The following is a 25,424-nucleotide window of genomic DNA, read 5'->3' as shown; positions in this document are numbered from 1 at the left end:
TATGTTAATGAAGTGAACAGCTCCGGCTGTTAATTAGGGTGGCAACGCGTAATACCACGTCCCTTTCAAGGGACGTGGTATTTTTTTGTCCCCAAAAATAAAAAGGAGGCAATACAATGTTAGATATCAAAATGTTTAGAACTGAACCTGATTTAGTGAAAAAGAAACTTGAAATGCGTGGTATTGATACTTCCCTGGTGGAGAAAATCGTTGAGCTTGATAAGAAAGCGCGTGAACTCACACAGCAGACTGAAGAACTGAAAGCGAAGCGTAATAAAGCAAGTGAAGAAATTGCCTTGAAAAAGCGTAACAAGGAAAACGCAGATGAAGCAATTGAAGCGATGCGTGTCGTAGGCGAAGATATCAAGAAAATCGACGGGGAACTGAATCAGCTGAACGCAGATCTCAAGCTCGAGCTGTCAAGCATTCCGAACTTCGTGAGTGACGAAACGCCATTCGGTAAAGATGAGGACGAGAACGTCGAGGTTCGCAAATGGGGTACACCACGTGAGTTTGATTTTGAGGCTAAAGCTCACTGGGATATCGTTGAAGATTTAAAAATGGCAGATTTTGACCGTGCAGCAAAAGTATCGGGTGCACGCTTTGCCTTCCTGACACGTGACGGTGCGCGCTTGGAACGTGCGCTTTATAACTTCATGCTTGATCTGCATACAAAAGAGCATGGTTACCAGGAGATGGTGACACCACAACTTGTCAACGCAGACTCTATGTATGGGACAGGACAATTACCGAAGTTCGAGGAAGATTTGTTCAAGATTGAAAAAGAAGGACTTTATGCGATTCCGACATCTGAAGTGCCGCTGACAAACTACTACCGCAATGAAATCATGGATGTCAATCAATTCCCGGTGAAGTTCACTGCACTGACAGCATGTTTCCGTTCTGAAGCAGGTTCTGCTGGTCGCGATACACGTGGCTTGATCCGTATGCATCAGTTCAATAAAGTCGAAATGGTGCGTTTCGAGTTACCTGAGAATTCTTATGCTGCACTTGAAGAGATGACAGCGAACGGCGAGAAGGTTCTTCAGTTGCTGAATATTCCTTACCGCACCATCGCTTTATGTTCTGGTGATATTGGATTCGGTGCTGCGAAGACTTACGATATCGAAGTCTGGTTACCAAGCTATAACGCATATAAAGAAATCAGCTCATGCTCTAACATGACTGACTTCCAGGCACGTCGTTCCAACATCCGTTTCAAACGTGAAAAAGATGGTAAAACAGAATACGTTCATACATTAAATGGTTCAGGACTGGCAGTCGGCCGTACATTTGCTGCCGTTTTAGAGAACTATCAGAATGAAGACGGTACTATTACAGTACCTGAGGCTCTTGTTCCTTATATGGGCGGCCAGACAGTCATTAAATAACATCAATCCCTCTGCTATTAATGAGTAGAGGGATATTTTGTATTCAGACACATTTAAAAGGGTATATAAATGAAAGATGAGCGTTTCACTTTAATATAAAAAATATATTTGATATATTAAATATATCAAATATATAATAAATGAAAGAGGTTATTCAAATGACAAACTTCAAATTAGATCCAGTTCACAGTTCGGTCGCTTTTTCAGTCAAACATCTGATGGTTTCTAAGATAACAGGTGAGTTCAAAGATTTCGACGGAGAATTAACTGGAGATGTGAACGACATTTCTTCCTTACAATTTAAGGGCTCAGTCAAAGTGGATTCTATCGATACTCGTAATGCAGATCGTGATGGTCACTTAAAATCAGCTGATTTCTTCGATGCTGAACAATATCCGGACATCACTTTCGTCTCTGAGTCCATCACTGATTCTAAAGTAACAGGTAACTTAACAATCAAAGGTGAAACTCATCAAGAAACGTTCGACATCGAATATAACGGTGCTTCTAAAAATCCGATGACTGGAGGGCAAGTGACAGGTATCGTCGTAACCGGGAAAATCAACCGTGAAGATTACGGTATCAGCTGGAACCAGGCGCTTGAAACAGGCGGTGTGATGGTCAGTAAAGATGTAGCGTTCACAGTCGGGCTGGAATTTGCAATCGAAGAATAAGAAGATTTACAAGCCATGCAGATGCATGGTTTTTTTTGTTGGTGTGTCGATACATTGAGCAATCAAGCCAATAGTTGTAAAATAGTAAAGAATGAAATTTATATGAGAAAGAGAGTTTTTAAATTTGAAAATTGATTTTCTGAAGACAGGTATCATCACGCTGATCCTCCTGCTGATGACCTTACTGATTCATACAGCGCCTGGGGTTATTATCTTGCTGGCACCATTTTCGCTGCTGCCAGGCGTCTATCTCTATATGAAGAGCAAGCCTTCTTTCTATGTGATGGCAGGCATTGTCACACTTGTATCCATGATTTTTACATCCATCATTGCTTTTCAGATTGTTCTTGCTATTCTTGTCATGAGTTATGTACTCGGTTATTTACTGACAGAGCGGGCTTCCAGAGAAAACATGCTTTTCATCATGACGACTTTGCTCAGTATGTATACGCTCATTTCAGTTATTTTCCTGCAGCTGGCTGATCTGGCCCCGACCACCAAGACATGGTTCAGCGATTTGAAAAACACGTACTTCACGTTAATGAAAAGTGAGATTGAGGCAGGACATGTGTCGAAAGAAAGCGTGGCCCTTTTCAATACAGCACTAGATGCAATGCAGATGCAGGTGCCGGGGCTGATTATCTTTAATCTGTTCTTATTGATTCTGCTGACACTGGTCATTACGCTGCCGATTTTACGCAGCTTCAAAATTGCCACGCCTAATTTCAGACCGCTCTATTTCTGGAATGTACCTAAGATGGCCCTGTATCTCTACTTCATTGTCACCATCATCAGCTGGTTTCTGGTGCCAGAGGACGTCGTTCTGCTCGGTATAGTCCTCAACTTAAAGTATGTGTTAGAATGGATTATGTTCATCCAAGGTTTATCATTACTGAGTTTCTTCTTGAAAGTGAAACGCATTCCAACAGTTTTTGGTGTGCTGCTTTTCATCATGGCCTTTCTGATGGCACCTGTCACGCAGCTATTTGGTGTGCTTGATTTAATCTTCAGGATGAAAACCAAAATCAAACCTTAATAGGAGGCAGTTAAATGGACCGTAAGTATATGAGACAGACCCTCATTACACCGTTTATTGTAATGGTTATTCTCGTCTTCATTTTAATCGCACTGCTGTTTACTGTGCATCCTGTTATGGCACTTCTGGCGGGCTGTATCGCTGTGATCATCATGATCATCACAGGTGTCATCTTGAAAAAGAATATGGCGCGGAGTGAAACGTATTTTGAGAATATAGCGGTGAAAGTCAGTAAAGGCAATGCCGTTGCGATCAATCAGATTCCGGTCGGCATGATCCTCCTGAATCAGTCAGATAAAGTGGAGTGGTATAATCAGTTCATTCGTGAGAAGATAGATCGTCCCATACTGGCGGATGCGATCAATGAGATTTTCCCTAATCTGCTGAATCAACTGAAGATTCAAGGCGTCAATGAAGTACATACACAGTATAAAGAGACAAAATTCAAAGTCCGCTATGCAGAAGAGATGCATATGCTCTATTTCCTGGATGAGACCGAACGCGTTGAGACATTTGAAGTTTACGAGGAATCCCAGCCGGTTATCGGTATGGTCTTTCTGGATAACTATGATGAGATCACTCAGAATATGAACGACGCCAACAGGACTGAAATGAACAGCATGATGACCAATGCAGTCAATGAATGGGCGGCCGAAAATCATATCTATGTTAAACGCTTCTCTTCTGATCAGTTTGTTATTTTCCTGAACAACCGTATTCTCGCTGACCTGGAAACAACCAAGTTCAATCTGCTGGACCGTATTCGTGAGAAGAGCCGTGATAAAAAGACACATCTTACGCTGAGTATCGGGATAGGAGAAGGAACGGATAACTTGATTACACTCGGTGAACTCGCGCAGTCAAGTCTTGACCTGGCATTAGGTCGCGGTGGTGATCAGGTCGCGATCAAAAATACCTCTGGCGGTGTCCGTTTCTTCGGCGGTAAGACGAATCCGATGGAAAAAAGAACGCGTGTCCGTGCCCGGGTTATCTCTCATGCGCTGCGGGATATTCTGATTGAAGGAGATAACGTCATCATCATGGGCCATAAACGGCCTGATATGGATGCCATCGGTGCAGCTATAGGCGTGGCGCGTTTCGCCCGCATGAATGATCTGAATGCCTATATCGTACTTAATGCTTATGATATCGATGAGACACTCAGCCGAGTGATGCTTGAGATTGAAGAGAAACCTGAACTGAAGGAAATATTCATTACATCTGATGAAGCCTGGTCGCTCATGACGAATCGCACCACTTTAGTAGTTGTTGACACCCATAAACCAGATATGGTGATCGATGAGAACATCCTGAATAAGGCATCACGTAAAGTGGTCATTGACCATCATCGCCGGGGTGAAGACTTTATTTCAAGCCCTCTTCTTGTCTATATGGAACCTTACGCAAGCTCAACAGCAGAACTGGTGACAGAACTGCTTGAATACCAGCCGGAAGAGCATAAGCTGACGCGGCTAGAATCAACCGTCATGTTAGCCGGAATCATCGTCGATACCCGGAACTTTACGCTGCGTACGGGTTCACGGACCTTTGATGCCGCCAGCTATTTAAGAAGTCACGGTGCAGATACCATTCTCTGTCAGCATTTCCTGAAAGACAACATGGATACCTATCTGCAGCGCAGCGAACTGATCAAGACGGTGCAGCTAGGTCAAGACGGGATTGCGATTGCCAATGGTGATGAGACCACTATCTTTGATCCGGTGACCATTGCCCAGGCGGCAGATGAACTGCTGAGTATTAACGGTGTAGAGGCTTCATTTGTAGTAGCAAGGCGGGCGGACGATGTCGTCGGTATCTCAGCGCGGTCACTGGGCGAAATCAATGTTCAGCTGGTGATGGAAGCGCTGGGCGGCGGGGGTCACCTCTCAAACGCTGCCGTACAGCTGAGCGGCGTTACAGTCGAAAACGCTATTCTTGATTTAGAAGACGCAATAGAAGAACAATTCAAAAGGAGTGAACTATCATGAAAGTAATTTTCATACAGGACGTTAAAGGTAAAGGTAAAAAAGGTGAAGTGAAAGAAGTACCTGTTGGTTACGCAAACAACTTCTTGCTGAAAAATAAATATGCCATCGAGGCGACACCAGGCAACCTTAAACAGCTGGATGCTCAAAATCAGCGTATCGAAAAAGATAAAGAACAGCATTTAATCGATGCACAGAACTTAAAAGAAAAATTAGAGGCACTGGAAGTTGAAGTGAAGGCGAAATCTGGAGATGGCGGACGTCTGTTTGGTTCAGTCAGCACGAAGCAGATTGTAGAGGCATTGAAAGAACAGCATGGTATCAAGATTGATAAACGTAAAATGGACCTGCCGGACGGCATCAGAAGTCTAGGTTACACCAATGTGCCCGTTAAACTGCATAATCAGGTATCAGGTACGCTGAAAGTTCACGTCACTGAAATGTAAGAAGGAGGCGCACAGATGGAAGATTTTAATTCCATGCAGATGCCCCATCATTTAGAAGCAGAGCAATCTGTTCTGGGTGCGATTCTGCTGGATCCTGAGCTTTTGATTCCCACGCTCGAAAAACTTTTACCGCAGCATTTTTATCGCAGAAGTCATCAGCATATCTTCCAGGCTATGCTTTCTCTGTCTGAAAAGAACGCACAACTTGATATCGTCACATTGACGGATCAGATGACGAAGGAAGGGACGCTGGAAGAAGCCGGTGGACCGCTCTACCTGTCAGAACTGTCAGAGATTGTACCGACGACACGCAATATTGATTTCTATACAGAGATCGTCTTTAACGATGCAGTCAAACGGCAGTTGATCCATGTAGCTGATTCCATCGCGAAAGACGGCTATAATCAAGAACTTGAACTGGAATCTCTGCTGAGTGATGCAGAGAAGCGGATTATGAATATCTCGAGCGACCGGGGAACAGACGGCTTTCAGAATATCCGTGATATCCTGCAGGTGGTCTTTGAAAACGCCGAGGATCTGGACCGTAACCAAGGACAGACACCCGGTATCCCAACCGGCTACCGTGACTTGGATAAAATGACTGCAGGCTTCAACCGCAATGACCTCATTATCATTGCTGCACGTCCTTCTGTCGGTAAGACAGCCTTTGCCCTGAATATTGCGCAGCAAGTTGCTACGCATGACAATAACTATTCTGTTGCTATATTCTCACTGGAGATGGGGGCCGATCAGCTGGCCACCCGTATGATCTGCAGCACAGGTAATGTCGATTCTAACCGATTGCGGACGGGAACGATGGAAAATGAAGACTGGAACCGGTTTACGGTTGCGATCGGTAAGCTCTCCCGTACTAAAATATTCATCGATGACACGCCGGGTATCCGCATAACAGATATCCGTGCGAAAAGTCGCCGTCTGAAGCAGGAGCACGGTTTAGATATGATACTGATCGACTACCTGCAGCTGATCCAGGGATCAGGCTCAAGAAGTTCTGACAATCGACAGCAGGAAGTGTCAGAGATCTCCCGTATGCTGAAATCACTGGCCCGTGAGCTGGAATGTCCGGTTATTGCCCTCAGTCAGCTGTCACGTGGCGTCGAGCAGCGACAAGACAAACGTCCGATGATGAGTGATATCCGTGAATCTGGATCGATTGAACAGGATGCTGATATTGTCGCCTTCCTCTACCGGGATGATTATTATAACCGTGGAAATAACGAAGACGGCGAAGAAAATATTGATGCCGGGGCACAGGATGAGAACGGTGAGATTGAAATTATCATCGCTAAGCAGCGTAATGGTCCGACAGGCACCGTTAAGCTGAATTTCATGAAGCAGTACAACAAGTTTGCAGATATCAGCTATGAATATGAAGGCTTTGAAAATTAATTAAAACGTACATTTTTGATATAAAAATCAGTAATGTACGTTTTTTAGTCTATTTTTAAGTGATTGATAAAGAGGATGTCTGTATCATGAAGAGTTGATAAAATACGTTTAGACCTTGATATTACAGTGTTTCAGTACGATTCTGATATTTTCCGGCGTGAGACCTTGGCACTTAAAATTTACATTTTAAACGTTCGGGTTTTGTTTGATTTTTAAGACGCTTATTGGTAAAATGGCTAAGGTTATTAAATTTGGAGGTGCAAGAATGTCATCTATCGTAGTTGTTGGTACACAATGGGGAGACGAAGGTAAAGGGAAAATCACAGACTTCTTAGCAGAACAGGCAACAGTTATTGCACGTTTTTCAGGCGGTAACAACGCAGGACATACTATTAAATTCGGCGGCGAGACTTACAAATTACACTTAGTGCCATCCGGCATTTTTTATTCAGATAAATTAGCAGTCATCGGTAACGGTGTGGTGGTTGATCCAGTTGCGTTACTGAAAGAACTGGATGCATTGAATGAACGCGGTATCTCAACAGACAATCTGCGTATTTCAAACCGTGCACAAGTGATTCTGCCTTATCACTTAAAACAGGATGAACTGGAAGAAGAAAAACGCGGTGACAATAAAATCGGTACGACTAAGAAAGGGATCGGACCTGCCTATGTAGATAAAGTGCAGCGCATCGGTATCCGTATGGCGGATCTGCTGGACGAGGAAACGTTCCGTACTTTACTGACACAGAACTTGGCGATGAAAAACGAGCTGTTTGAAAAAATGTTCGGTGCAGAAGGCTTTAAATTTGAGGATATCTTTGATGAGTATTTTGCAGCAGGACAGCGTCTTGCCGGCTACGTAACGGATACGGCGAAAGTGCTGGATGATGCGTTCCATGCAGATGAAAAAGTATTATTCGAAGGCGCGCAAGGTGTCATGCTTGATATCGATCATGGGACTTATCCGTTTGTGACATCAAGTAATCCGATTGCCGGCAACGTCACAGTCGGTACAGGTGTCGGTCCGACGTTTGTAGACCGTGTCATCGGTGTATGTAAAGCCTATACTTCTCGTGTAGGGGACGGTCCATTCCCGACTGAATTATTCGACGCTGATGGTCATCACATTCGTGAAGTCGGCAGAGAATATGGAACGACAACAGGGCGTCCGCGCCGTGTCGGCTGGTTTGACTCAGTGGTCTTACGTCACTCTCGTCGAGTAAGTGGTATCACTGATCTGTCTATCAACTCCATCGATGTGCTGACAGGTCTTGAGACCGTTAAAATCTGTACAGCATACGAACTGGACGGGGAAGAAATCACCGAGTACCCAGCAAACCTGAACAACTTAAAACGATGCAAACCTATCTTCGAAGAACTGCCAGGCTGGACAGAAGATGTGACGGGCTGCAAAACGATGGAAGAGTTGCCTGATAACGCACGTCGTTATTTAGAACGTATTTCAGAATTATGCGATGTAAAAATTTCAATTTTCTCAGTCGGGCCTGACCGTACACAGACCAATTTACTTGAAGATTTATGGCAGAACTAAAAAAGAGCCCGCGGGCTCTTTTTTTAATGGATATCGCGCTTTTTGAAACGACCGCCTTTAACTTCTGAGACGTTGCCAATGGCAACAAAGGCAGATTCATCATAATGATTGATGATATCCTTCAGTTTATATTCTTCTAGTCGTGTGATGACCACAAAGATCACTTTCTTGACGTCACCCGTAAAAGCACCCTCCCCGCTGAGATACGTTACCCCACGGCCAAGACGGGCATTAATGGCTTCACCGATTTCTTCGTACTGCTCACTGATGATCCAGACGGATTTCGATTCATCGAGTCCGAGCTGAACAATATCGATCGCTTTAAAGGCAATGAAATAAGCAATGACGGAATACATGGCGGATTCCCACGTGAAGACAAAGCCTGCGACGATAAATATGAAGAAATTGATGACCATGACGATCTCACCCACTGAAAAAGGTGTTTTTCCGCTGATCAGAATGGCTAAAATCTCTGAACCGTCTAGTGAACCACCGTAACGGATGACGAGACCGACACCCACACCTAAAATAGCGCCGCCAAAAATAGTGACGAGGAACTTCTCTTGAATAAAAGGAGGAACAGGATGCAGCAAAGCGGTAGCGATTGACAGAACAACAATGCCGTAGAGGGTGGATAATGCAAAGGATTTACCGATTTGTTTGTAGCCGAGAAAGAAGAACGGCAAATTCAGGACAAAGATAAAGATTCCTAAAGGAAGGCCGATTAAATGGCTCGTAATAATGGAAATACCGACAATACCCCCGTCTAATATCGCGTTGGGTACTAAAAACAATTCAAGTGCGACTGCCATGAGAAGGGCACCGATAGTGACCATCAGGAAACGTTTGATCTTCTCTTTCAGCGGCAGCGTTCTATGGACTTTTTCAGCTGCTAATTGTGACATAGCATCCCTCTTTTCTACTGAGTTTCTACCTATACTATACTATAAAAAAATTATTAGAAATTTCAGAATGCTCACAAGTAGCAAAATGTTTTAGAATATAAAGTTTTTTTCGAATTATAGTTGTCAGATTATAAATAACCATGCTATAATCAATCTTGTGCTGAAAAAAATACGGCCCCTTGGTCAAGCGGTTAAGACACCGCCCTTTCACGGCGGTAACACGGGTTCGAATCCCGTAGGGGTCACCATTTAAATAGTTTTAGGTCCCGTGGTGTAGCGGTTAACATGCCTGCCTGTCACGCAGGAGATCGCGGGTTCGATTCCCGTCGGGACCGCTCTAAGACATGCATCTGATGCATGTCTTTTTTTGTTGTGATTCAGTAGATAGAAAAAAACACATAAAAATGGTAAATTATAAGATAGTAAATGAAACTCTAAAGAGAAGAGGTTACCTATGGCTCGTAAAATAGTCGTTGTAGATGATGAAAAACCAATCGCGGATATACTTGAATTTAATTTGAAAAAAGAGGGTTATGATGTCCACGTTGCTTATGATGGTAATGATGCTGTCGAACTGATCTATGAAGTACAGCCGGATATCGTACTTCTGGATATTATGCTGCCGGGACGTGATGGCATGGAAGTCTGCCGTGAAGTCCGGAAAAAATACGACATGCCGATTATCATGCTGACAGCGAAAGACTCAGAGATCGATAAAGTGCTGGGACTGGAACTCGGCGCAGATGACTATGTCACTAAACCATTCAGTACCCGCGAACTGATTGCGCGTGTAAAAGCGAACTTACGACGTCACTACACACAGGCACAGTCCGAAGAAAAAGAAGAAACCAATGAGATTGTCATTAAGGACATCACGGTCTATCCTGATGCTTATTCTATTAAAAAGCGCGGGGTCAGTATTGAACTGACTCATCGTGAATTTGAACTCTTCCATTACTTGGCGCGTCATATCGGTCAGGTCATGACACGTGAACACCTCCTGCAGACTGTATGGGGCTATGATTATTTTGGAGATGTAAGAACGGTTGATGTGACCATCCGAAGACTGAGAGAGAAGATTGAAGATGATGCTTCACATCCTGAATATATCGTGACTAGACGTGGTGTCGGTTATTTCTTACAAGTACAGGATAAATAATGAAGTATATTCAGGCATTCATTAAGAAGCTGCAATCCCTGCATATCAAGCTGGTTGTTGTCTATGTCCTGCTGATTATTATCGGCATGCAGATCATCGGTCTCTATTTCACGAATAATCTCGAAAAAGAGCTGACTGAGAACTTTAAGGACAATGTTGATCGACAAGTGAAGCAGGTTGCTTATGATATTAACGAAACATACAAGGAAAATAATGACGATAACACGGAACGGAAGATTCAGTCTATTATCGATGATTATACTTCACGGTCAGGTATCGGGGAGGCCCGCTCAGATATAGATGAAATCCGTTTTATCAATACGAATGAGCTGATCATTGCGACAAGTAAAGTGTCAGATAACGTTTCTATCGATCAGAAGAATAAGGACACTCAAATACAAAAAGCGCTGTCACTCGGGCAGAGCAATGACCAGATTCAGCTGAAGGAAGAAGGAACAAATAAGAAGCGTGTCTGGGTCAAAAATGAAACCATTAAAGTGAATAATGAAGTTGTAGGTGTGATTCACGTGGAATCAAGTATCGAGACGGTCTATCAGCAGCTCGACAAGATCAACCAGATCTTCATTATCGGCACCGGGCTGTCCCTTCTGATCACTGTCCTTCTCGGCTTCTTTATTGCCAGAACCATCACTAAACCGATTTCCGACATGCGTAATCAGGCGCTCGAGATGTCAAAAGGGAATTACACGAACCGTGTTAAAGTGTATGGCAATGATGAGATCGGGGAACTGGCTCTGACCTTCAATAACCTGGCTAAAAGAGTCCAGGAGGCTCAGGCCAATACAGAAAGTGAGAAGAGACGACTGGATTCCGTTATCACTCATATGTCAGACGGTGTCATCGCAACCGACAGACGAGGACGCGTGCGTATCGTCAATGATATGGCTCTGCGCATGCTGTCTGTCAATCAGGATGATATAGAAGGCCGTCACGTACTGGATGTGCTGAAGATGGAAGAGCACTATTCTTTGGAAGAACTGCAGGAGAACAGCGGCGGTGTCATCATCGACATTGCAGGTGAGTACCCGCTGATCGTCCGCGCCAGCTTCTCAACGATTATCCAGGAGACGGGCTTTATCACAGGTCACATCGCTGTGCTCCATGATGTCACTGAACAGCATCACGTTGAAAATGAACGCCGGGAGTTCGTGGCGAATGTATCGCATGAACTGCGCACACCCCTGACCTCTATGCGCAGCTATATAGAAGCGCTGGAAGAAGGGGCCTGGCAGAACCCTGAACTAGCGCCCCAGTTCCTCAGCGTGACACGGGAAGAAACAGACCGCATGATTCGACTGGTCAATGACTTGCTGCAACTGTCCAAGATGGATAACTCAAATGAAACGATTAATCGTGAACTGATTGATTTTAATATGTTCATCCATAAAATCATCAACCGCTTTGAGATGAGCGAAGGAAAATCAGCGACATTTATCCGCGATATTCCGAAAGCGGGTATCTTTGTGGAAATCGATCCTGATAAGATGACACAAGTATTTGATAACGTCATCTCCAATGCCCTTAAATATTCAAAAGGAAAAAAACGCATTGAATTTCATGTGAAACAAAATATGTTATTCAACCGTATGACCATTCAGATTAAAGATAACGGGATCGGTATTCCTAGAAACAAGGTCGACAAGATTTTTGACCGCTTCTTCCGGGTTGATAAAGCGAGAACGCGGACAATGGGCGGAACAGGTCTCGGTCTTGCGATCAGTAAGGAAATCGTCGAAGCACATAACGGCCGCATCTGGGCAAACAGTCAGGAAAATCAAGGGACCTCTGTCTATATTACATTGCCTTGTGAAGTCTTAGATGATGGTGATTGGGATGTATAAGAATCTGATTAAAAGTCTCATACTGATTATTCTCGTCTGCTCAAGCATGGTGCTGACTTATCTGATATGGAACTTCAAGCCTCAGCTGACCAATGTAGATACAGCAGTGGTTGAAAAGAAGACAATTGGCCCCCGATTTATCGATAACATCAAGAATATCTATATGCCCTACCAGGCTGTTTCTTACAATGAAGGCAATATCAAAGGTACAACCGAAAGCCGTCTGATTATGGAGCTGACTAACTTCTTAAGCGAAAGTCAGATTCAATCGGCTTATCTGATTGATAATAACGGTAAATTTCAGGCGAAGCACATCGGCAACCGTTTTACTTTATTTGATTTTACCGTTGATATTCCGCAGACCATGTACGTGACCAACATACTGGATATGAACTATAAATCAGGAGACAGGTATACGTTCAAACGTCTGATGATTGATAGTGAAAGCCGTAAGAACGTCAATATTTATCTGATCGGCAGAACAAAGGTACTGAAAATAGAGACGGATGCCAAAAGTCAGGCATTCAATAAGTTGATGCAGACAGAACGCAAGTCTATGGTGGACTATACGAGTCTCGTTACCAATGAGTTCACGTCGAGTGATAAGATGCAGCTCTATATTCCGCAAGAAGCAGACAATATCAGAGCATACCGTTATATTGCAGACCGCATCAGTGTGAAAGATATCAATGATGCGGTACTGGACGATCAGGACAACATCATAGAGCGTGACCGTAAAGAGAGCACCACCTATTTCAGCAATACAGGTATCGTATCTGTCAATGATAGCGATATCTACAAATATAACAACTTATCAGAAGCGGATTCCGTCAAGGCCGCGCCGCGTGAGATACTGGTCAAATCATTCAAGTTTATCAGCAGTCATGGTGGCTTCACGGATGATTACCGCCTGTTCGATATCGATGATGATAATAGAACGATTGACTATCAGATGTTCTTAGGGGGCAGACCTGTCTTCAATAAAACAGGCCTGTCCAATATCTCAGTCATCTGGGGGAAGAATGATCAGTATGAATATCGACGGGGCCTTTTATCAACCAGTGTGGCAGTTCCTTCGACACAGGCAGTAGAGAAACTACCGAGCGCAGAAAGAGTCCGTTACAGACTTGCCTCTTCTAAAGAATACCGTTTCGATAAAATCACGAATATGCTGATCGGCTATGAAATGAAAAAATCAGCAGATAGTGAAATTCAGGCCAATCTGCTGTTTGAACCGCACTGGTATATTGAATATAACAACAGATGGCTGAAGTATGAGGATGGGAGGCTGAAGTAGTGGACTGGAAACAAGCAAGCTCACTCTTTATCTTTGTTTTTCTGATCATCAATATCTGTCTCGGTGCCCTGTACTATCAGAAAGTTGAACGTTCTAATCAGATAGATATCGCGAATGAAAAAGTGCTGTCTTTCGAGAAGGAGAACATCAAGTTACCGAAAGAACTGCCGCCGTCAGAAGGCGTCAAACTGAATTACTTGTCTGGACGCAGCAAAAAGTTCGATGCCACGAATACAACGCACAGTAACACGGTCGTTAAAGAAAAAGTCGTCAAAGACCGCATCGCGACGAATCTGCCCCTCAGTGCTATAGAGCCGGATGTCATTATGGAAGAACTGAATATCTTCATGGCGACCGTTCCCTACAGAGGAATCGAATATATTCTGAGCGGTATTGACCGGACGAACAGACGGATACTCTATGAGCAGACATTCAACAAGTATCCGATACTGAGCAATGATACAGCCAAAATCGTTGTGAATTATAATGATAAGAACGAAGCATACAGCTACGAGCAGTCCTATATCGAGAACCTGCAGGAAGGCATCGGTAACAATAACAAGAAGAAGCCAGTCGTAGAACCGAGACGGGCCCTTGAAATTCTCTACTATCAGAATAAGCTGAAATCAGGCGATGAGATCACAGCGGTCAGACTGGGCTATTATTCTGTTGTCCCGAATATAGAAGGGCAAGTCCTCAAACCTACATGGCAAGTGGCGGTATTACATGACGACGGCAAGCGTGAAACATTCTATGTGGATGCTCTGAATCCACAGAAACCTATACTGAAGTAATAAAGAGAGTGATATAAATGATTAAAATGTCAGTACTGGCAAGTGGCTCAACAGGTAATGCGACCTACGTCGAAAGCGACAAAGGCTCATTATTGGTGGATGTCGGCCTATCAGGCAAGAAGATGGTCGACCTCTTCAGCCAGATTGACCGTAAGATAGAAGACCTGGATGGCATACTCGTCACCCATGAACATATCGATCATATTAAAGGACTCGGGGTCCTCGCAAGAAAGTATAAACTGCCGGTCTATGCCAACGAAAATACATGGAAAGCGATAGAACGGGCAGATAAAAACATCCCGCAGGATCAGAAGATGATCTTCAATCCATACGAAACCAAAAGTATCGCAGGCTTTGATATCGAGTCCTTCAATGTGTCGCATGACGCAATCGACCCGCAGTTCTACATCTTCCATAATGATTACAAGAAGCTGACGATGATCACAGATACAGGCTACGTCTCTGACCGGATGAAAGGGATGATACATGGCAGTGACTGTTTTATCTTCGAGAGCAATCATGATGTCGATATGCTGAGAATGGGGCGCTATCCCTGGAAGACGAAGCAACGTATCCTGAGCGATATGGGCCATGTCTCCAATGAAGATGCGGCCTATGCCATGCGTGAAGTAATCACGGGGTCGACCAAAAGAATCTATCTGTCTCACCTATCAAGAGATAATAACCTGAAAGACCTGGCACGAATGAGTGTTGAACAGATTCTGAATGAACATGATATCGACACGAAAAATGATGTCATGCTTCATGATACGGATAAAGACACCGCAACAAAGATTTATGAAGTATAGCTGACACCATTTACAGTAATTTCACAGAGGAATGTGGATAACCATGAATAGTTTGTGGATAGAGCGTAAGTTATCCACATGTGAATAAGATGTCTTGGTAACAAGGCATCTTTTCTTATGTTTATGCAGAAGAAAATGGAAGAAAAGAAGATAAAAAGGGAAAAATACGATAAAATAAGGCTTGTGAAATGTTAATAAGTTAATAACATGTGGATAACTAGGATAAGTCATACAAGAAGGATGAATAAATATGAAGATTACAATTATCACTGTGGGTAAGTTGAAAGAGAAGTACTGGAAACAGGCGGTGGATGAATATGTGAAGCGGCTCGGCGCCTATACGAAGTTAGAGCTGATAGAAGTGGCGGATGAGAAAGATATGGATAACATGAGTGAGAAGGATATCGAGATAGCGAAGAAGAAAGAAGCGGAGCGTATCCTGGCGAAGGTTAAGGATGACAGCTATGTCTATACACTGGAGATTCAAGGTAAGCAGCTGGACTCAGTCGAACTTGCACGGCATATTGAACACAACATGAATATAGGCAAAAGCCGCCTCACCTTTATCATCGGCGGCTCAAACGGCCTGCATCAAAGCGTGCTAGCACGATCAAACTTCGCCCTATCCTTTAGTAAAATGACCTTCCCCCACCAGATGATGAAAGTGATACTGCTGGAACAAGTTTATAGAGCATTTAGGATTATGAAGGGGCAAGCGTATCACAAATAATGCGGTTTATAAAACATATAAAAGAAGCTAACCTTAACATGGTCAGCTTCTTTTATGTAATTAATTGGAATTATATCCAAATTGTCTGCTTCCCAATGCTTCTTTCCAGTATGATTCTCTTTGCAGTACCAGTTTGTCATCAATTTTTCCATTATAATTTTCAAGTATCGTATATTGAAAATACTGCTTCACATAATCAAATCCTTTTTCATTCACTAACTTAATTAGCTCTTTATTTCCTCCGTGACCATTATGAACGTAGTTAGACCACCTCGTAAGTAACATCTGACTGTTACTTGTTGCAGATCCAACATACAGCTTACCGTTATATGTATCAGTGATCAGATAGACGGCCTTCTGGTTTTCAAGCGCAGCAATCCAGTCTCTCTTGCCACGCTGAATGATGGAGGCTAACTGCTGATAAGATAATTTGACTTTATCGTATCCTGGAAAATCATCGCCATCAAATGTAGTAGGAAGTATCTGCTGAACCACTAATTCGTTATGTAACCCTTCATAAAAACGACCTTGAGATTGAAAGGATTTTCTGAACTTAATAATGACACGACCATAATATTGAGAATATTGTTCTAATTCCTCACCTACATAATTGACACCATTTAGCACACCGAGTTCTTTAACCACCCTTTTCACAGTTGATAATAGCCAAGTATCATATGATAAACGGACCAGACATACAGCAATCTGTCCCACACTGAAATACCGAGTTTTTGTACGCCAAAAAAGCCATTGATTATTTAATAAATCGGGATTTTCTTTAAAAAGATCAATAGGATTTTCAATGCCATTCGATTGATTGAATTTTATTTTAACATTCTTCATCTCTTCCTCTGAAAAACCGAGTAAGTCATTAAGCAATATCTGTCCCACAATGCAACTCTCCTTAAAAGTTTTATTAACTAGATAATAACAAAACTCCCGTTATGTGAGATAATTTAATTGAATATTCTTATAAAGTGTATAGCATCTTTCAAATTCTGATGTGTTGCAATGACAATTATTTATACTTTGGAGGAAAATTGATATGAAAGTTAAACGCTTTGATCTTTATGAGGAGTTATGGACTAAATCTAGGACAGCCTACTGTAATGAACATGACCTGGAATTTGAGAACCTGAAGGAAATAATAAAGGAACACGATATACCACTTCCGCCATCTAACTACCTCTATCATTATAGAAAAGGCAACATACTGCCTAAGCATCCAATCCAAGGTGACAATTACGAAATCTTTTTGGTACATAGAAAAAGTGAGAAGGATAAATTATTTGAGAAGTGGTGCTATTTTGATGATGAGAAAAAAGAAGAATTGTTCGCAATATATTCCAATATTAAACTTCCTGAAAGAGTAGGTCGGTATCACAAGCTGATTGTAGGCCATCGTGAATATGTAAAAGAACAGAAAAGACTGGATAGAGAAGCTGAACGTCACCCATTTGGGCGTCGAAACTTTAACAATAAACAGCAGAATGTATTAAATACACATCGTATCTCGGACAAGACACTTTCTGATTTCTACGTACTTACTGACACATTGTTCAAAGCACTTGAATCGGCTGGATGTACTGTGTCAGTGTATGATAAGAGGATAGTCATCAAGCTTAAATCTGCTAAAGAAGTAGATACATTAAACAGTAAAAATGGAACTCCTTCTAAAGTATTCGCAACTGATTTTACCTATTTGCTGCACTTCAGAGATAAGAATAACCAAATAAAAAATGAAGGAGGATAGTCATCAAGCTTAAATCTGCTAAAGAAGTAGATACATTAAACAGTAAAAATGGAACTCCTTCTAAAGTATTCGCAACTGTTTTTACCTATTTGCTGCACTTCAGAGATAAGAATAACCAAATAAAAAATGAAGAGGGAGAGTATCCGCCGCATTTTGACGAACCGACAGGACAGTTTAGAAGTGAACTCACTGGCTGTTACCCATGGAGTGAAAGTTATGGTATCGATAGAAACTTTCAAGGAAACTATGAAGCCGAAGAGCTGCTGAAGATATTGTTTGCGAAGATATTTGAAATGGTACAGCTTCTATATGAAGAAAAAGTAAAACATGACAGGGAAGTAGCAGAGAGAAAGAGAGAAGAAGAAGCGGCTGAGAGAGCTAGGAAGAATAGAGAGAAAGAGTTCAATGATATCAAGGAACTGATACATGAGTATAAAGTTCATAAAGAACTGACGGGTCTAAAGGAATTCATCAAAAGTACTAAGGCTCCTAAAGCAAGTATGGACGAAATGCTATGGTACAAAGCAACGCTTAAGTGGTTGGATGATAAAAGTAGAATGGATAATGGGCTAAGTCAGTATCAACATGAAGATCTGATTAATTACTTACTGGATGAAAAGACAACTAAAGAAACTGAGTTTAATGATAATAGATATAGATGGTAAATTTATCAAAAAATAAAGAAGTTGTAACTTAAGATGTTGTAAAAAAATTGATATTATACAGAAAATATAAATAAAATTATAGGAGAAATTTTTATGGTAAAACCTTTTATACACGAAAATTTAGATGAGAAGTATCATAATATGCAAATGTTAATGTATTATCAATATGATATTTTAGTAGATATTCTAGAAAAGTCTGTAAAATATAATTTAAATGAAAGACATGTAAAAGGAGAAATTCTTAAAGATATGGGTGAAAACCAACATATCATGGAATTTCTAAAAGAAAAAGGGAGATTCGATGTAATAACAACGATTTACAAACCAAATATATTTTTCTCAATCTTAGTAGATTTTACTGATTTCATTCTAGAATCCTTAAGATGTGCTGAAAAAGGAAAAACAATTGTAGCATTCTCGCTTAGTAGGAAGCCATTTCATGATAATCTTTTCTACTTATGTTGGTTGCTGACTAAGCCAGATGAACTAGTTAATCGACTATTAAATGATGAGATAGATCGTTACGATATCAGTAATTTTAAAAGAAGTGAAAAACAAAAAATTAAAAATATTATTGAGGAAGCATGTACCATACTTAATAGGAAGTATTCAGAAGATACTAAAGTTTATGATTCAGAAGTAATTTTCAATATAATATATGAAAAATCATCTGAGTATGGTATGGCAGGTGTGTGGGATCAATCTGTGCATATAATAACTTCAAATCGATATTATAGAACTAAAGCAGGCAACTTAAATTTTATATTTAATAACAAAGATAATTTAAATGAATTCACAGATTACTTCTATAAAAAAATACCAATACTTTTGGATTTTTGTTTGGAAGTTTGTTTGATTATTTTTGAAGAGGTCTTACAAATGCCTAAAGAAATTTGCAAAATTAATTCCTGGATTAGGCTAATTAAAAGAAATATAAATTATGATATTCCAATAATAGAATTAGAAAATTTGCTTAAAGAATTACTATCAACTCATCTTACCATGATTTGCGACGATTGTAATGAAGGAACAAAGATGACTCCAGAATTGGTCGATGAGTTTTTAAAAGATTCATTATTTATTTGTCAGAAATGTGGATACATCGAACGTACTGGCAAATATTTAGTAGAAGAAAAGCAACTATTAGAATTAAAAGAGAAAATGACTATTTATTTAGATGATTAAGTTTTCTTTGAGGTTTTTAAATATTTAAAACTAATTATATGAGAATGGATTCATTTTAAAGAACACAACATCACATCACTACTAAAGTTCAGAAAAGCATAAGCTTTAGATATCTATGAATGATTATGTTACTTTTTGAATTTCATATATCTTTATCTAGGAATTTATAAACCATCTACATTTGAATAATAATTCAAATAATCAATTCTTTTAGAAGTTTGAGATATTAATTCCATTAATGACAACTCTGATTAATGGCTATATATCTATAAAGAAGATGTGCACTATGGATTATATACAATATTTAAGAAGTAAAGTCGGACATGATCCAATAATTCTCGTAGGGTCGTATATGTTCTATTATCTAGAAAATGTAAAACATATCAAAGTTAGAAAAGATAATATAATTGATAAACTTTCTTCAGTCACGGGAAGGTTATGATGATTCTTAGGTAATGTTGATCAACATTATTACTGTAAACAAATATAGATTAAATTAGGTGGAAAAACCGTAGTCTTAACTGATACGGTGAAGCTAAGTGATGCGGTTTATTTTCTAAGAAGTACCGCAGTCTTGAGAGATACGCTCAAGCGTATCACAAGTAATGAGGTTTTTCTGACTATTTAGTGAAAGGATATAAATAAATGAAAGCTAAGCCATTCACTTTGAAATACATATATACAAATTAAGATAAATATATGATAAAATGAAATAATTTTAAATGTTTCATAATTTATATAATATGTTATCTATGGAGGCCACGATGAATACATATAGAAAACAATCTGAAAGCTTAAAATATGTACAAAAATATGGCAGTGAGCTTGAGAAAGAGGTAAAAAATTATCTGATGCTGGAACTCTTAAGACAAGGAAAGACTTAATTGCTGGTCATAAAGCATAACTAATATTAAGCAGCTTTTAATCTCTAATAGCTAATGGGGTAAATTCATATGAAACAAAACAAATTAATAAAGACTCATAGAATTCTATATACCAATAAAAGAGCAAGGGATATAAACGAGTTAAAAGTACCTAAATCTTATCTAGACCAAATCAACAGACAAAAAAAGACTATAGATAACTACTGGAGTACCATTAATAGAGTAAATGCAACTCGATTAGATGTAGAAAGTATTTTATCACATATTCCGAAGTTTACTTCAATAGTCGAAGCTGCTCAAATACAACGGACACAAATGAATAGCTTAATGACAGATACTATAAATAAAGTAAATAGGATTTTAAATGACAACCTTAAAGCCCATATAAATCTGATTAATAATATCACTTCTAATATTGATTTCAGTAAGCTGCGAGAAGCAATTAATTTATTAGAAGAAAGCTTGAAGTTATTTATCAGATACTGCGAGCAATACAGACTTAGTATGAAATTAGAATATTTTTCCGATTATTATGATATTTATCTCGAAAAAAGTGATATCACAGATGAAGATATTTATAGAATTTTTAAGTCACATTATCCAGACATTAAAAGTAATCTTACAGAAAATGATTTCTATCAACCTAAGGAAGCTTACATTTATCGTATTATAGATAACTTTGAAAATAAACGTTATACCGAAGCAGCTATGCTTGCATTAGCCGCTATTGATTACTTGACCATCTACAGAGCGTACCAAGAAGAAAGAGAGCCCAAGTACAAAAGTATAAATACATTTTTGAATAAGGATATACTTGGCAATGAAGAAGAAATTGAACAGATTATCACTCAATATACTGTTAAGGTCATTAAGGAGCATTATAGTAATAATAATGCTATATCTGATCCGGACTATATTAATAGAAATAGATTAATGCACGGTGTAATGGATATTAAAGCAATTAAGAAAATCGACTGTATAAAACTGATATATCTGATTGATGTATTATCGTCAATAGAAATTGAATTAGTAGAGAGCTAGGTTAATAAAGTTTCATTATATGCTATTAAAGTACTAATCTTCATATCAAGTTCAGCAGCTAACTGACAGAGTTCAGTTCCATATAGGGGTCGTCGTCCACTTTTTATCTTTGAATATTGTACAGGAGTGAGACCCATCATTTCTGCAAATTCGTATTGTTTGTAACCTAATTTTCTTCTGTGGTTCTCTATCGATTCTATGATTTCATGTTGTTTCATTATCTATTACCTCATTTTCTCGCTTATCATAGCAAGAAATATAAAAGCTGAGTGTTCTCTTGCAGATATGGAAACTTTTAATAAAAAGTATGACAATTTTTAGGAATGAGAACATCATGCGCACAAATATAAAATGACCGCTTCTTCTAACTGAAGAAACGGTCGTTTTTATTATCATGATTAACTAATCTTAAATCTACCTTAAAAAGGCAGGAAATCTATTTACTATAATTTTGAAATATTCTACTGTTATAAAGTGAAGAGTGTGTGATTAGCTAATTAAAGAAATCGTATGTTATAAAAATGGAGGTATTGCTATGAAACGAAAAATACTTTGGCTGTTCTGCACATTGTTAAGTCTGTTTTTTTTAGTTAATACGGTCAGTTTTTGGTTGGAAAAGGAAGCAACAGAAAAAGTGATTCAAGAGGCACTCGACAAAAGAGGGTGGACAGATAGATATGAGGATCTCAGCTATAACATGAAATTTGGTGACTGGGAAATGTTTGTCCGTTATGATTCATTTCCTGGGGAACAGTATGTTTATCAAGTGAACGAAAAATTGTCATTCAAGGATAAGATACAGTCACTGTTCGGTAAGAAACTTAATTATGGCATATTTGGAGAGGGTCATTGTGATGAACATGTGAAGTGCGAAACAAAGCGTAAAGATCAGAGATATAAGAAACGACTTGAAGACGATGCAAAAGGTGGTATGGTACATAACCGTTCTACTGGACTTGGTTCTTATAGAGAAGGAGAGTGGTTAAAGCAAAAAAAATAAGCTGCTAGGATACAGTATATAAATAAATGACCGCTTCTTCACATTATGTTCTAATGACAAAGATATTAAGAATGCAGATAAAACTATCAGTGCTAGATTGAGTGTAGAGTATTCTCTTTATAAATTAGGGTGTTCAATAAATACATATAGAAATAAGGTAGGCATAGGTCATGGTAGACCTTTCATCCCTGAGATATCAAAAGAAGATTCTAAAATTGCTATAGAATCAATGGGTATGATTGTGGAGTTATTATTATCAAAATTAAAACAAGATAAAGGTACAGTTTAGATTGTACCTTCATCTTGTTGGAAAAATAAAGAAATTATTTCATGCTCTTTTGGATTTAAGTAAATTTTGATAGGCATAGAAGGTTATGAATTAGAAATAAAATTAATTTGTAGAGCAGAGAGTTGAAGATTCTCGTTCAAAAAATCATATATTCAGAAATGCTAGCAGTCTCTTAGTTTGTCATTTCTTTACGATTTATCAGGTTAAAAGATACATAATAGAAGTTAACAAATGAAAGGTATTTATTTTTTACTCTTCGTGCATACAGTTATAACAGTAGGAACCTTCTAAACTTCCGCTAGGATATAATTTTCCACATTTAGGACATCCTTCGTAATCTATAGAACAAATTTCGCATATAAAATCTGAATTCCCTGTCATATATGCTCCAATATTCTTATTACAAATCATACATCTTTCAAAATGGTAATCAAACTCTTTAGATAATTCTTTGTAATCTTTTATCTCAAAATTAAAAAGGGTGAGAACTTCGTCATGTTCTTCTATTTCTGTAGTGTCATCACTGACTGAAAATTTGAATTCAATAGAGAAATTTCCTTTTAACGTGATTTGAGCAACGACATCAGAAGTAAAATCATCATATTCATATATAACTTCATTAATTAATATATCACTATAAAAATTTCCCTCTATAATAATGTTGTCTTCATCGTAATCTGTATATATTTCATCAAAGTGTAAATTCAAATATTCTGATATTTCTACATCTTGAAGTAAATCACTTATATAAGTTTGCAGAATTCCGTTATTTGAAAGTTCATATTCTAGGCTACACTCATCAGATAATTTATTCTGCCAGTTTAATCTTTCAAATATATCTAAGACCGTATCTTCTGGCTGTAAATCTAAATTCATCAAATAATTTTCTTTACAATCGATTTCTTTTAAAGATGAAAGATTTTTAATTAGGTATGGTAAAGTCAACATAAAAAATTCACTTGAATCATTATCTGTAACCTCTTTGAACTCTGAAGTTAGTTCGGATCGTGCTTTTATAATTTTGGAACTAGGACCACCGCTTAGTTCCCACCAATCTTCTTTTTCATCATCTGTAATAAAAATGACAGAAACCTTATCATCATGTGCCTTTTTTAGAATCTCTTTCCAGATCAATAAGTCTCCGTATTTTTTTGTATTTGTAATATCTTTTTTATCCTTATCTATGTCTTTATAACCTGGTGGGATTAAATATTTGTAACGTATTTCTCCTTCTTTATAGACATCAATTTTTTCTTTCAAAGATAATGGTGTTCCTGATTGTCCTTTAGAGGTTAAATGTTCAATAAATGTCTCGATATTATTTTGCAAAAGCAGTTTTTTATTTTCATTTATTTCTTCACTAACTTTATCTGTAAATTGATTAGCAATAGAGCAAGCTTCAATTAATTTTCTTTTTAATTCTGTTTTCAATGAATGAATTTCTGGATATTCAAACTTGCCATATCGAACAAAGTTTGAATTTATTTTATCTTCAGTCATATTGATTAACTTTTTAGTATCTGAAATTACGTTTTTATATTTATTGTGAGATACTTGAATTACATTACTTTTATTATTTTCAAACTCAATTAACACATGAGAAGGTATCCAAATTTGTGATTCAATTTCTTCTAGCATAGATAGTATTTTTTTTGCAGGTCTGCTTGCATATCGGTATAAATCCAGTAATGAGCAACTGTCTATAACTACAATTGGATCTTTATCCCATAGTCTTTTAAATTCTTCGTTAGTTATTAGTTCGGACATATGAGTATACTCCTTTCACCTTTTTATATAGAACCCATTTAAAATGATTATATCAATAAATATAGACAAAAGGATTAATCAAAAATATGATATACAATTACTATACTATCTATTTAATAATATTTTTAATAATATTTTATTATAACGCTTTCATTTTTTATAATATTTATTATAAGAAAATCCTTTTATTTCATTTTCTAAATTGCAATTACAAGTTAGCCACCCTGACAAATCTAGTTCATATAGAATCCTAGGGATTCACTCAGTATGTTCTCCTTGATTAGCTCCTTCAAAAACACTTCCATCGCTGACTGTCCATTTAGTATCTTACGTGGATATCTGTTCATCCATTCCTGGATTTTATGGACGTTAGAAGCTGTTACAGTTGAAATGGGGATACCTTTAGGAATATGCCGGCGAATAAATTTGTGCTGATTTTCTTTCGTCCCTCTTTCCCAAGAGGCATAGGGGTGAGTGAAGTAGACTTCAGATAATCCCTTGAGGCATTCAGAAAGATCGCTGAATTCAGGTCCGTTATCTGCTGTAATAGACTTGAATATTTTAGGGAAAGCATCTCCTGTTTCCTTTATCAGACGACGTAGTGCATTGACTACATGGCAGCTTTGTTTACCATCAATCTTTAAGATAAGTTCATAGCGACTTTTTCTCTCAACCATCGTGAGGAGAACCTGATCCTCCCCAGACTTCTGGCCGACAACGGTATTTATCTCCCAATGTCCGAAGGTTGTGCGTGTATCCACTGCATGAGGACGTAGTTCGATAGACT

The 25,424-nt window shown here is 39.0% G+C and carries 24 protein-coding genes, 2 tRNA genes and 1 other annotated feature (1 of these 27 running past the window's edge); of the genes, 21 read left to right on the top strand and 5 right to left on the bottom strand.

Annotation, left to right across the window (positions count from 1 at the left end):
• Positions 1-67: a binding site (T-box leader), on the top strand (it extends 122 nt beyond the left edge of the window).
• A 49-nt stretch (positions 68-116) separates the two neighbouring features.
• From serS to ERX55_RS08300, 7 genes are all read left to right on the top strand, one after another.
• A complete protein-coding gene (serS, locus tag ERX55_RS08330; RefSeq protein ID WP_133452112.1) occupies positions 117-1,391 on the top strand; it encodes a serine--tRNA ligase in 1,275 nt (424 codons plus the stop codon).
• Positions 1,392-1,549: 158 nt separating this feature from the next.
• Positions 1,550-2,065, top strand: a complete 516-nt coding sequence (locus ERX55_RS08325; protein ID WP_133452111.1) for a YceI family protein — start codon at positions 1,550-1,552, stop codon at positions 2,063-2,065.
• Positions 2,066-2,189: 124 nt separating this feature from the next.
• Positions 2,190-3,101: a DUF2232 domain-containing protein gene (locus ERX55_RS08320; RefSeq protein ID WP_133452110.1), complete on the top strand. Its 912-nt coding sequence runs from the start codon at positions 2,190-2,192 to the stop codon at positions 3,099-3,101.
• A gap of 14 nt (positions 3,102-3,115) precedes the next feature.
• A complete protein-coding gene (locus tag ERX55_RS08315) occupies positions 3,116-5,089 on the top strand; it encodes a DHH family phosphoesterase (RefSeq protein WP_133452109.1) in 1,974 nt (657 codons plus the stop codon).
• Positions 5,086-5,532: a 50S ribosomal protein L9 gene (gene rplI / locus ERX55_RS08310; protein ID WP_133452108.1), complete on the top strand. Its 447-nt coding sequence runs from the start codon at positions 5,086-5,088 to the stop codon at positions 5,530-5,532. Before ERX55_RS08315 ends, rplI begins: the two co-directional genes overlap by 4 nt.
• A gap of 15 nt (positions 5,533-5,547) precedes the next feature.
• A complete protein-coding gene (gene dnaB, locus ERX55_RS08305; protein ID WP_133452107.1) occupies positions 5,548-6,942 on the top strand; it encodes a replicative DNA helicase in 1,395 nt (464 codons plus the stop codon).
• A 265-nt stretch (positions 6,943-7,207) separates the two neighbouring features.
• Positions 7,208-8,497 carry an adenylosuccinate synthase gene (locus ERX55_RS08300; RefSeq protein WP_133452106.1) on the top strand — a complete coding sequence of 430 codons (1,290 nt, stop codon included), beginning with the start codon at positions 7,208-7,210 and terminating at the stop codon, positions 8,495-8,497.
• 23 nt (positions 8,498-8,520) lie between these two features.
• Here the strand turns inward: ERX55_RS08300 and ERX55_RS08295 are convergent, their stop codons facing one another.
• Positions 8,521-9,402 carry a YitT family protein gene (locus ERX55_RS08295; protein WP_133452105.1) on the bottom strand — a complete coding sequence of 294 codons (882 nt, stop codon included), beginning with the start codon at positions 9,400-9,402 and terminating at the stop codon, positions 8,521-8,523.
• A 173-nt stretch (positions 9,403-9,575) separates the two neighbouring features.
• Here ERX55_RS08295 and ERX55_RS08290 point away from each other — a divergent pair.
• The 8 genes from ERX55_RS08290 (at position 9,576) to rlmH (ending at position 16,053) form a co-directional block, all read left to right on the top strand.
• A tRNA-Glu gene (locus ERX55_RS08290) sits at positions 9,576-9,650 on the top strand.
• Between the two features lie 14 nt (positions 9,651-9,664).
• A tRNA-Asp gene (locus tag ERX55_RS08285) sits at positions 9,665-9,737 on the top strand.
• 119 nt (positions 9,738-9,856) lie between these two features.
• Positions 9,857-10,561: a response regulator YycF gene (gene yycF, locus ERX55_RS08280; RefSeq protein ID WP_133452104.1), complete on the top strand. Its 705-nt coding sequence runs from the start codon at positions 9,857-9,859 to the stop codon at positions 10,559-10,561.
• Positions 10,561-12,423, top strand: coding sequence for a cell wall metabolism sensor histidine kinase WalK (walK, locus tag ERX55_RS08275; protein WP_133452103.1), 1,863 nt, complete (start codon positions 10,561-10,563; stop codon positions 12,421-12,423). Before yycF ends, walK begins: the two co-directional genes overlap by 1 nt.
• The gene (locus ERX55_RS08270) at positions 12,416-13,720 is read left to right on the top strand and encodes a YycH family regulatory protein (RefSeq protein WP_165983753.1); all 1,305 of its coding nucleotides are present in this window, start codon (positions 12,416-12,418) and stop codon (positions 13,718-13,720) included. The genes walK and ERX55_RS08270 overlap by 8 nt, the downstream gene beginning before the upstream one ends.
• Entirely contained in the window at positions 13,720-14,514 is a 795-nt protein-coding gene (locus tag ERX55_RS08265) for a two-component system regulatory protein YycI (RefSeq protein WP_133452101.1), read from the top strand. Before ERX55_RS08270 ends, ERX55_RS08265 begins: the two co-directional genes overlap by 1 nt.
• A 17-nt stretch (positions 14,515-14,531) precedes the next feature.
• Positions 14,532-15,323: an MBL fold metallo-hydrolase gene (locus ERX55_RS08260; protein WP_133452100.1), complete on the top strand. Its 792-nt coding sequence runs from the start codon at positions 14,532-14,534 to the stop codon at positions 15,321-15,323.
• 250 nt (positions 15,324-15,573) lie between these two features.
• Positions 15,574-16,053 (top strand): 23S rRNA (pseudouridine(1915)-N(3))-methyltransferase RlmH, encoded by a 480-nt coding sequence (gene rlmH, locus ERX55_RS08255; protein WP_133452099.1) that lies wholly within the window; start codon positions 15,574-15,576, stop codon positions 16,051-16,053.
• A gap of 60 nt (positions 16,054-16,113) precedes the next feature.
• On the opposite strand, the gene ERX55_RS08250 is transcribed toward rlmH, so the two are convergent.
• Positions 16,114-16,944 (bottom strand): GIY-YIG nuclease family protein, encoded by an 831-nt coding sequence (locus tag ERX55_RS08250; protein ID WP_208001519.1) that lies wholly within the window; start codon positions 16,942-16,944, stop codon positions 16,114-16,116.
• 154 nt (positions 16,945-17,098) lie between these two features.
• Between ERX55_RS08250 and ERX55_RS08245 the strand changes: the two genes are divergently transcribed.
• The 4 genes from ERX55_RS08245 (at position 17,099) to ERX55_RS08230 (ending at position 21,581) form a co-directional block, all read left to right on the top strand.
• Positions 17,099-17,806: a hypothetical protein gene (locus ERX55_RS08245; RefSeq protein WP_133452097.1), complete on the top strand. Its 708-nt coding sequence runs from the start codon at positions 17,099-17,101 to the stop codon at positions 17,804-17,806.
• Positions 17,807-17,895: 89 nt separating this feature from the next.
• Complete coding sequence (locus ERX55_RS08240; protein ID WP_133452096.1) at positions 17,896-18,471, top strand: hypothetical protein; 576 nt, start codon at positions 17,896-17,898, stop codon at positions 18,469-18,471.
• Positions 18,472-18,564: 93 nt separating this feature from the next.
• Complete coding sequence (locus ERX55_RS08235; RefSeq protein WP_133452095.1) at positions 18,565-19,656, top strand: hypothetical protein; 1,092 nt, start codon at positions 18,565-18,567, stop codon at positions 19,654-19,656.
• A gap of 953 nt (positions 19,657-20,609) precedes the next feature.
• Positions 20,610-21,581 (top strand): hypothetical protein, encoded by a 972-nt coding sequence (locus tag ERX55_RS08230; protein ID WP_133452094.1) that lies wholly within the window; start codon positions 20,610-20,612, stop codon positions 21,579-21,581.
• Here the strand turns inward: ERX55_RS08230 and ERX55_RS08225 are convergent.
• Positions 21,578-21,799: a helix-turn-helix domain-containing protein gene (locus ERX55_RS08225; protein ID WP_133452093.1), complete on the bottom strand. Its 222-nt coding sequence runs from the start codon at positions 21,797-21,799 to the stop codon at positions 21,578-21,580. The genes ERX55_RS08230 and ERX55_RS08225 overlap by 4 nt on opposite strands.
• A 317-nt stretch (positions 21,800-22,116) precedes the next feature.
• On the opposite strand from ERX55_RS08225, the gene ERX55_RS08220 reads away from it, so the two are divergent.
• Positions 22,117-22,581: a hypothetical protein gene (locus tag ERX55_RS08220; RefSeq protein ID WP_133452092.1), complete on the top strand. Its 465-nt coding sequence runs from the start codon at positions 22,117-22,119 to the stop codon at positions 22,579-22,581.
• A 97-nt stretch (positions 22,582-22,678) separates the two neighbouring features.
• On the top strand, positions 22,679-22,870 hold the full coding sequence (locus ERX55_RS08215) for an abortive infection family protein (protein ID WP_243721487.1): 192 nt from the start codon (positions 22,679-22,681) through the stop codon (positions 22,868-22,870).
• 249 nt (positions 22,871-23,119) lie between these two features.
• On the opposite strand, the gene ERX55_RS08210 is transcribed toward ERX55_RS08215, so the two are convergent.
• The gene (locus ERX55_RS08210) at positions 23,120-24,637 is read right to left on the bottom strand and encodes a PIN-like domain-containing protein (protein WP_133452091.1); all 1,518 of its coding nucleotides are present in this window, start codon (positions 24,635-24,637) and stop codon (positions 23,120-23,122) included.
• A 233-nt stretch (positions 24,638-24,870) separates the two neighbouring features.
• Positions 24,871-25,424 (bottom strand): IS30 family transposase (locus ERX55_RS08205; RefSeq protein WP_133452090.1); only part of this gene is annotated, 554 nt, incomplete at its 5' end.

This window comes from Macrococcus bovicus (genome assembly GCF_004359575.1).
GTDB classification, from domain to species: Bacteria; Bacillota; Bacilli; order Staphylococcales; family Staphylococcaceae; genus Macrococcus; species Macrococcus bovicus.
This window is presented reverse-complemented; position numbering and strand designations above follow the sequence as displayed.

What these genes read in the sequence shown, in the direction of transcription:
- serS (WP_133452112.1), top strand. Translation starts at nt 117, where the DNA reads ATGTTAGATATCAAAATGTTTAGAACTGAACCTGATTTAGTGAAAAAG.
- ERX55_RS08325 (WP_133452111.1), top strand. Translation starts at nt 1,550, where the DNA reads ATGACAAACTTCAAATTAGATCCAGTTCACAGTTCGGTCGCTTTTTCA.
- ERX55_RS08315 (WP_133452109.1), top strand. Translation starts at nt 3,116, where the DNA reads ATGGACCGTAAGTATATGAGACAGACCCTCATTACACCGTTTATTGTA.
- rplI (WP_133452108.1), top strand. Translation starts at nt 5,086, where the DNA reads ATGAAAGTAATTTTCATACAGGACGTTAAAGGTAAAGGTAAAAAAGGT.
- dnaB (WP_133452107.1), top strand. Translation starts at nt 5,548, where the DNA reads ATGGAAGATTTTAATTCCATGCAGATGCCCCATCATTTAGAAGCAGAG.
- ERX55_RS08300 (WP_133452106.1), top strand. Translation starts at nt 7,208, where the DNA reads ATGTCATCTATCGTAGTTGTTGGTACACAATGGGGAGACGAAGGTAAA.
- ERX55_RS08295 (WP_133452105.1), bottom strand. Translation starts at nt 9,402, where the DNA reads ATGTCACAATTAGCAGCTGAAAAAGTCCATAGAACGCTGCCGCTGAAA.
- yycF (WP_133452104.1), top strand. Translation starts at nt 9,857, where the DNA reads ATGGCTCGTAAAATAGTCGTTGTAGATGATGAAAAACCAATCGCGGAT.
- walK (WP_133452103.1), top strand. Translation starts at nt 10,561, where the DNA reads ATGAAGTATATTCAGGCATTCATTAAGAAGCTGCAATCCCTGCATATC.
- ERX55_RS08270 (WP_165983753.1), top strand. Translation starts at nt 12,416, where the DNA reads ATGTATAAGAATCTGATTAAAAGTCTCATACTGATTATTCTCGTCTGC.
- ERX55_RS08260 (WP_133452100.1), top strand. Translation starts at nt 14,532, where the DNA reads ATGATTAAAATGTCAGTACTGGCAAGTGGCTCAACAGGTAATGCGACC.
- rlmH (WP_133452099.1), top strand. Translation starts at nt 15,574, where the DNA reads ATGAAGATTACAATTATCACTGTGGGTAAGTTGAAAGAGAAGTACTGG.
- ERX55_RS08245 (WP_133452097.1), top strand. Translation starts at nt 17,099, where the DNA reads ATGAAAGTTAAACGCTTTGATCTTTATGAGGAGTTATGGACTAAATCT.
- ERX55_RS08235 (WP_133452095.1), top strand. Translation starts at nt 18,565, where the DNA reads ATGGTAAAACCTTTTATACACGAAAATTTAGATGAGAAGTATCATAAT.
- ERX55_RS08230 (WP_133452094.1), top strand. Translation starts at nt 20,610, where the DNA reads ATGAAACAAAACAAATTAATAAAGACTCATAGAATTCTATATACCAAT.
- ERX55_RS08225 (WP_133452093.1), bottom strand. Translation starts at nt 21,799, where the DNA reads ATGAAACAACATGAAATCATAGAATCGATAGAGAACCACAGAAGAAAA.
- ERX55_RS08220 (WP_133452092.1), top strand. Translation starts at nt 22,117, where the DNA reads ATGAAACGAAAAATACTTTGGCTGTTCTGCACATTGTTAAGTCTGTTT.
- ERX55_RS08210 (WP_133452091.1), bottom strand. Translation starts at nt 24,637, where the DNA reads ATGTCCGAACTAATAACTAACGAAGAATTTAAAAGACTATGGGATAAA.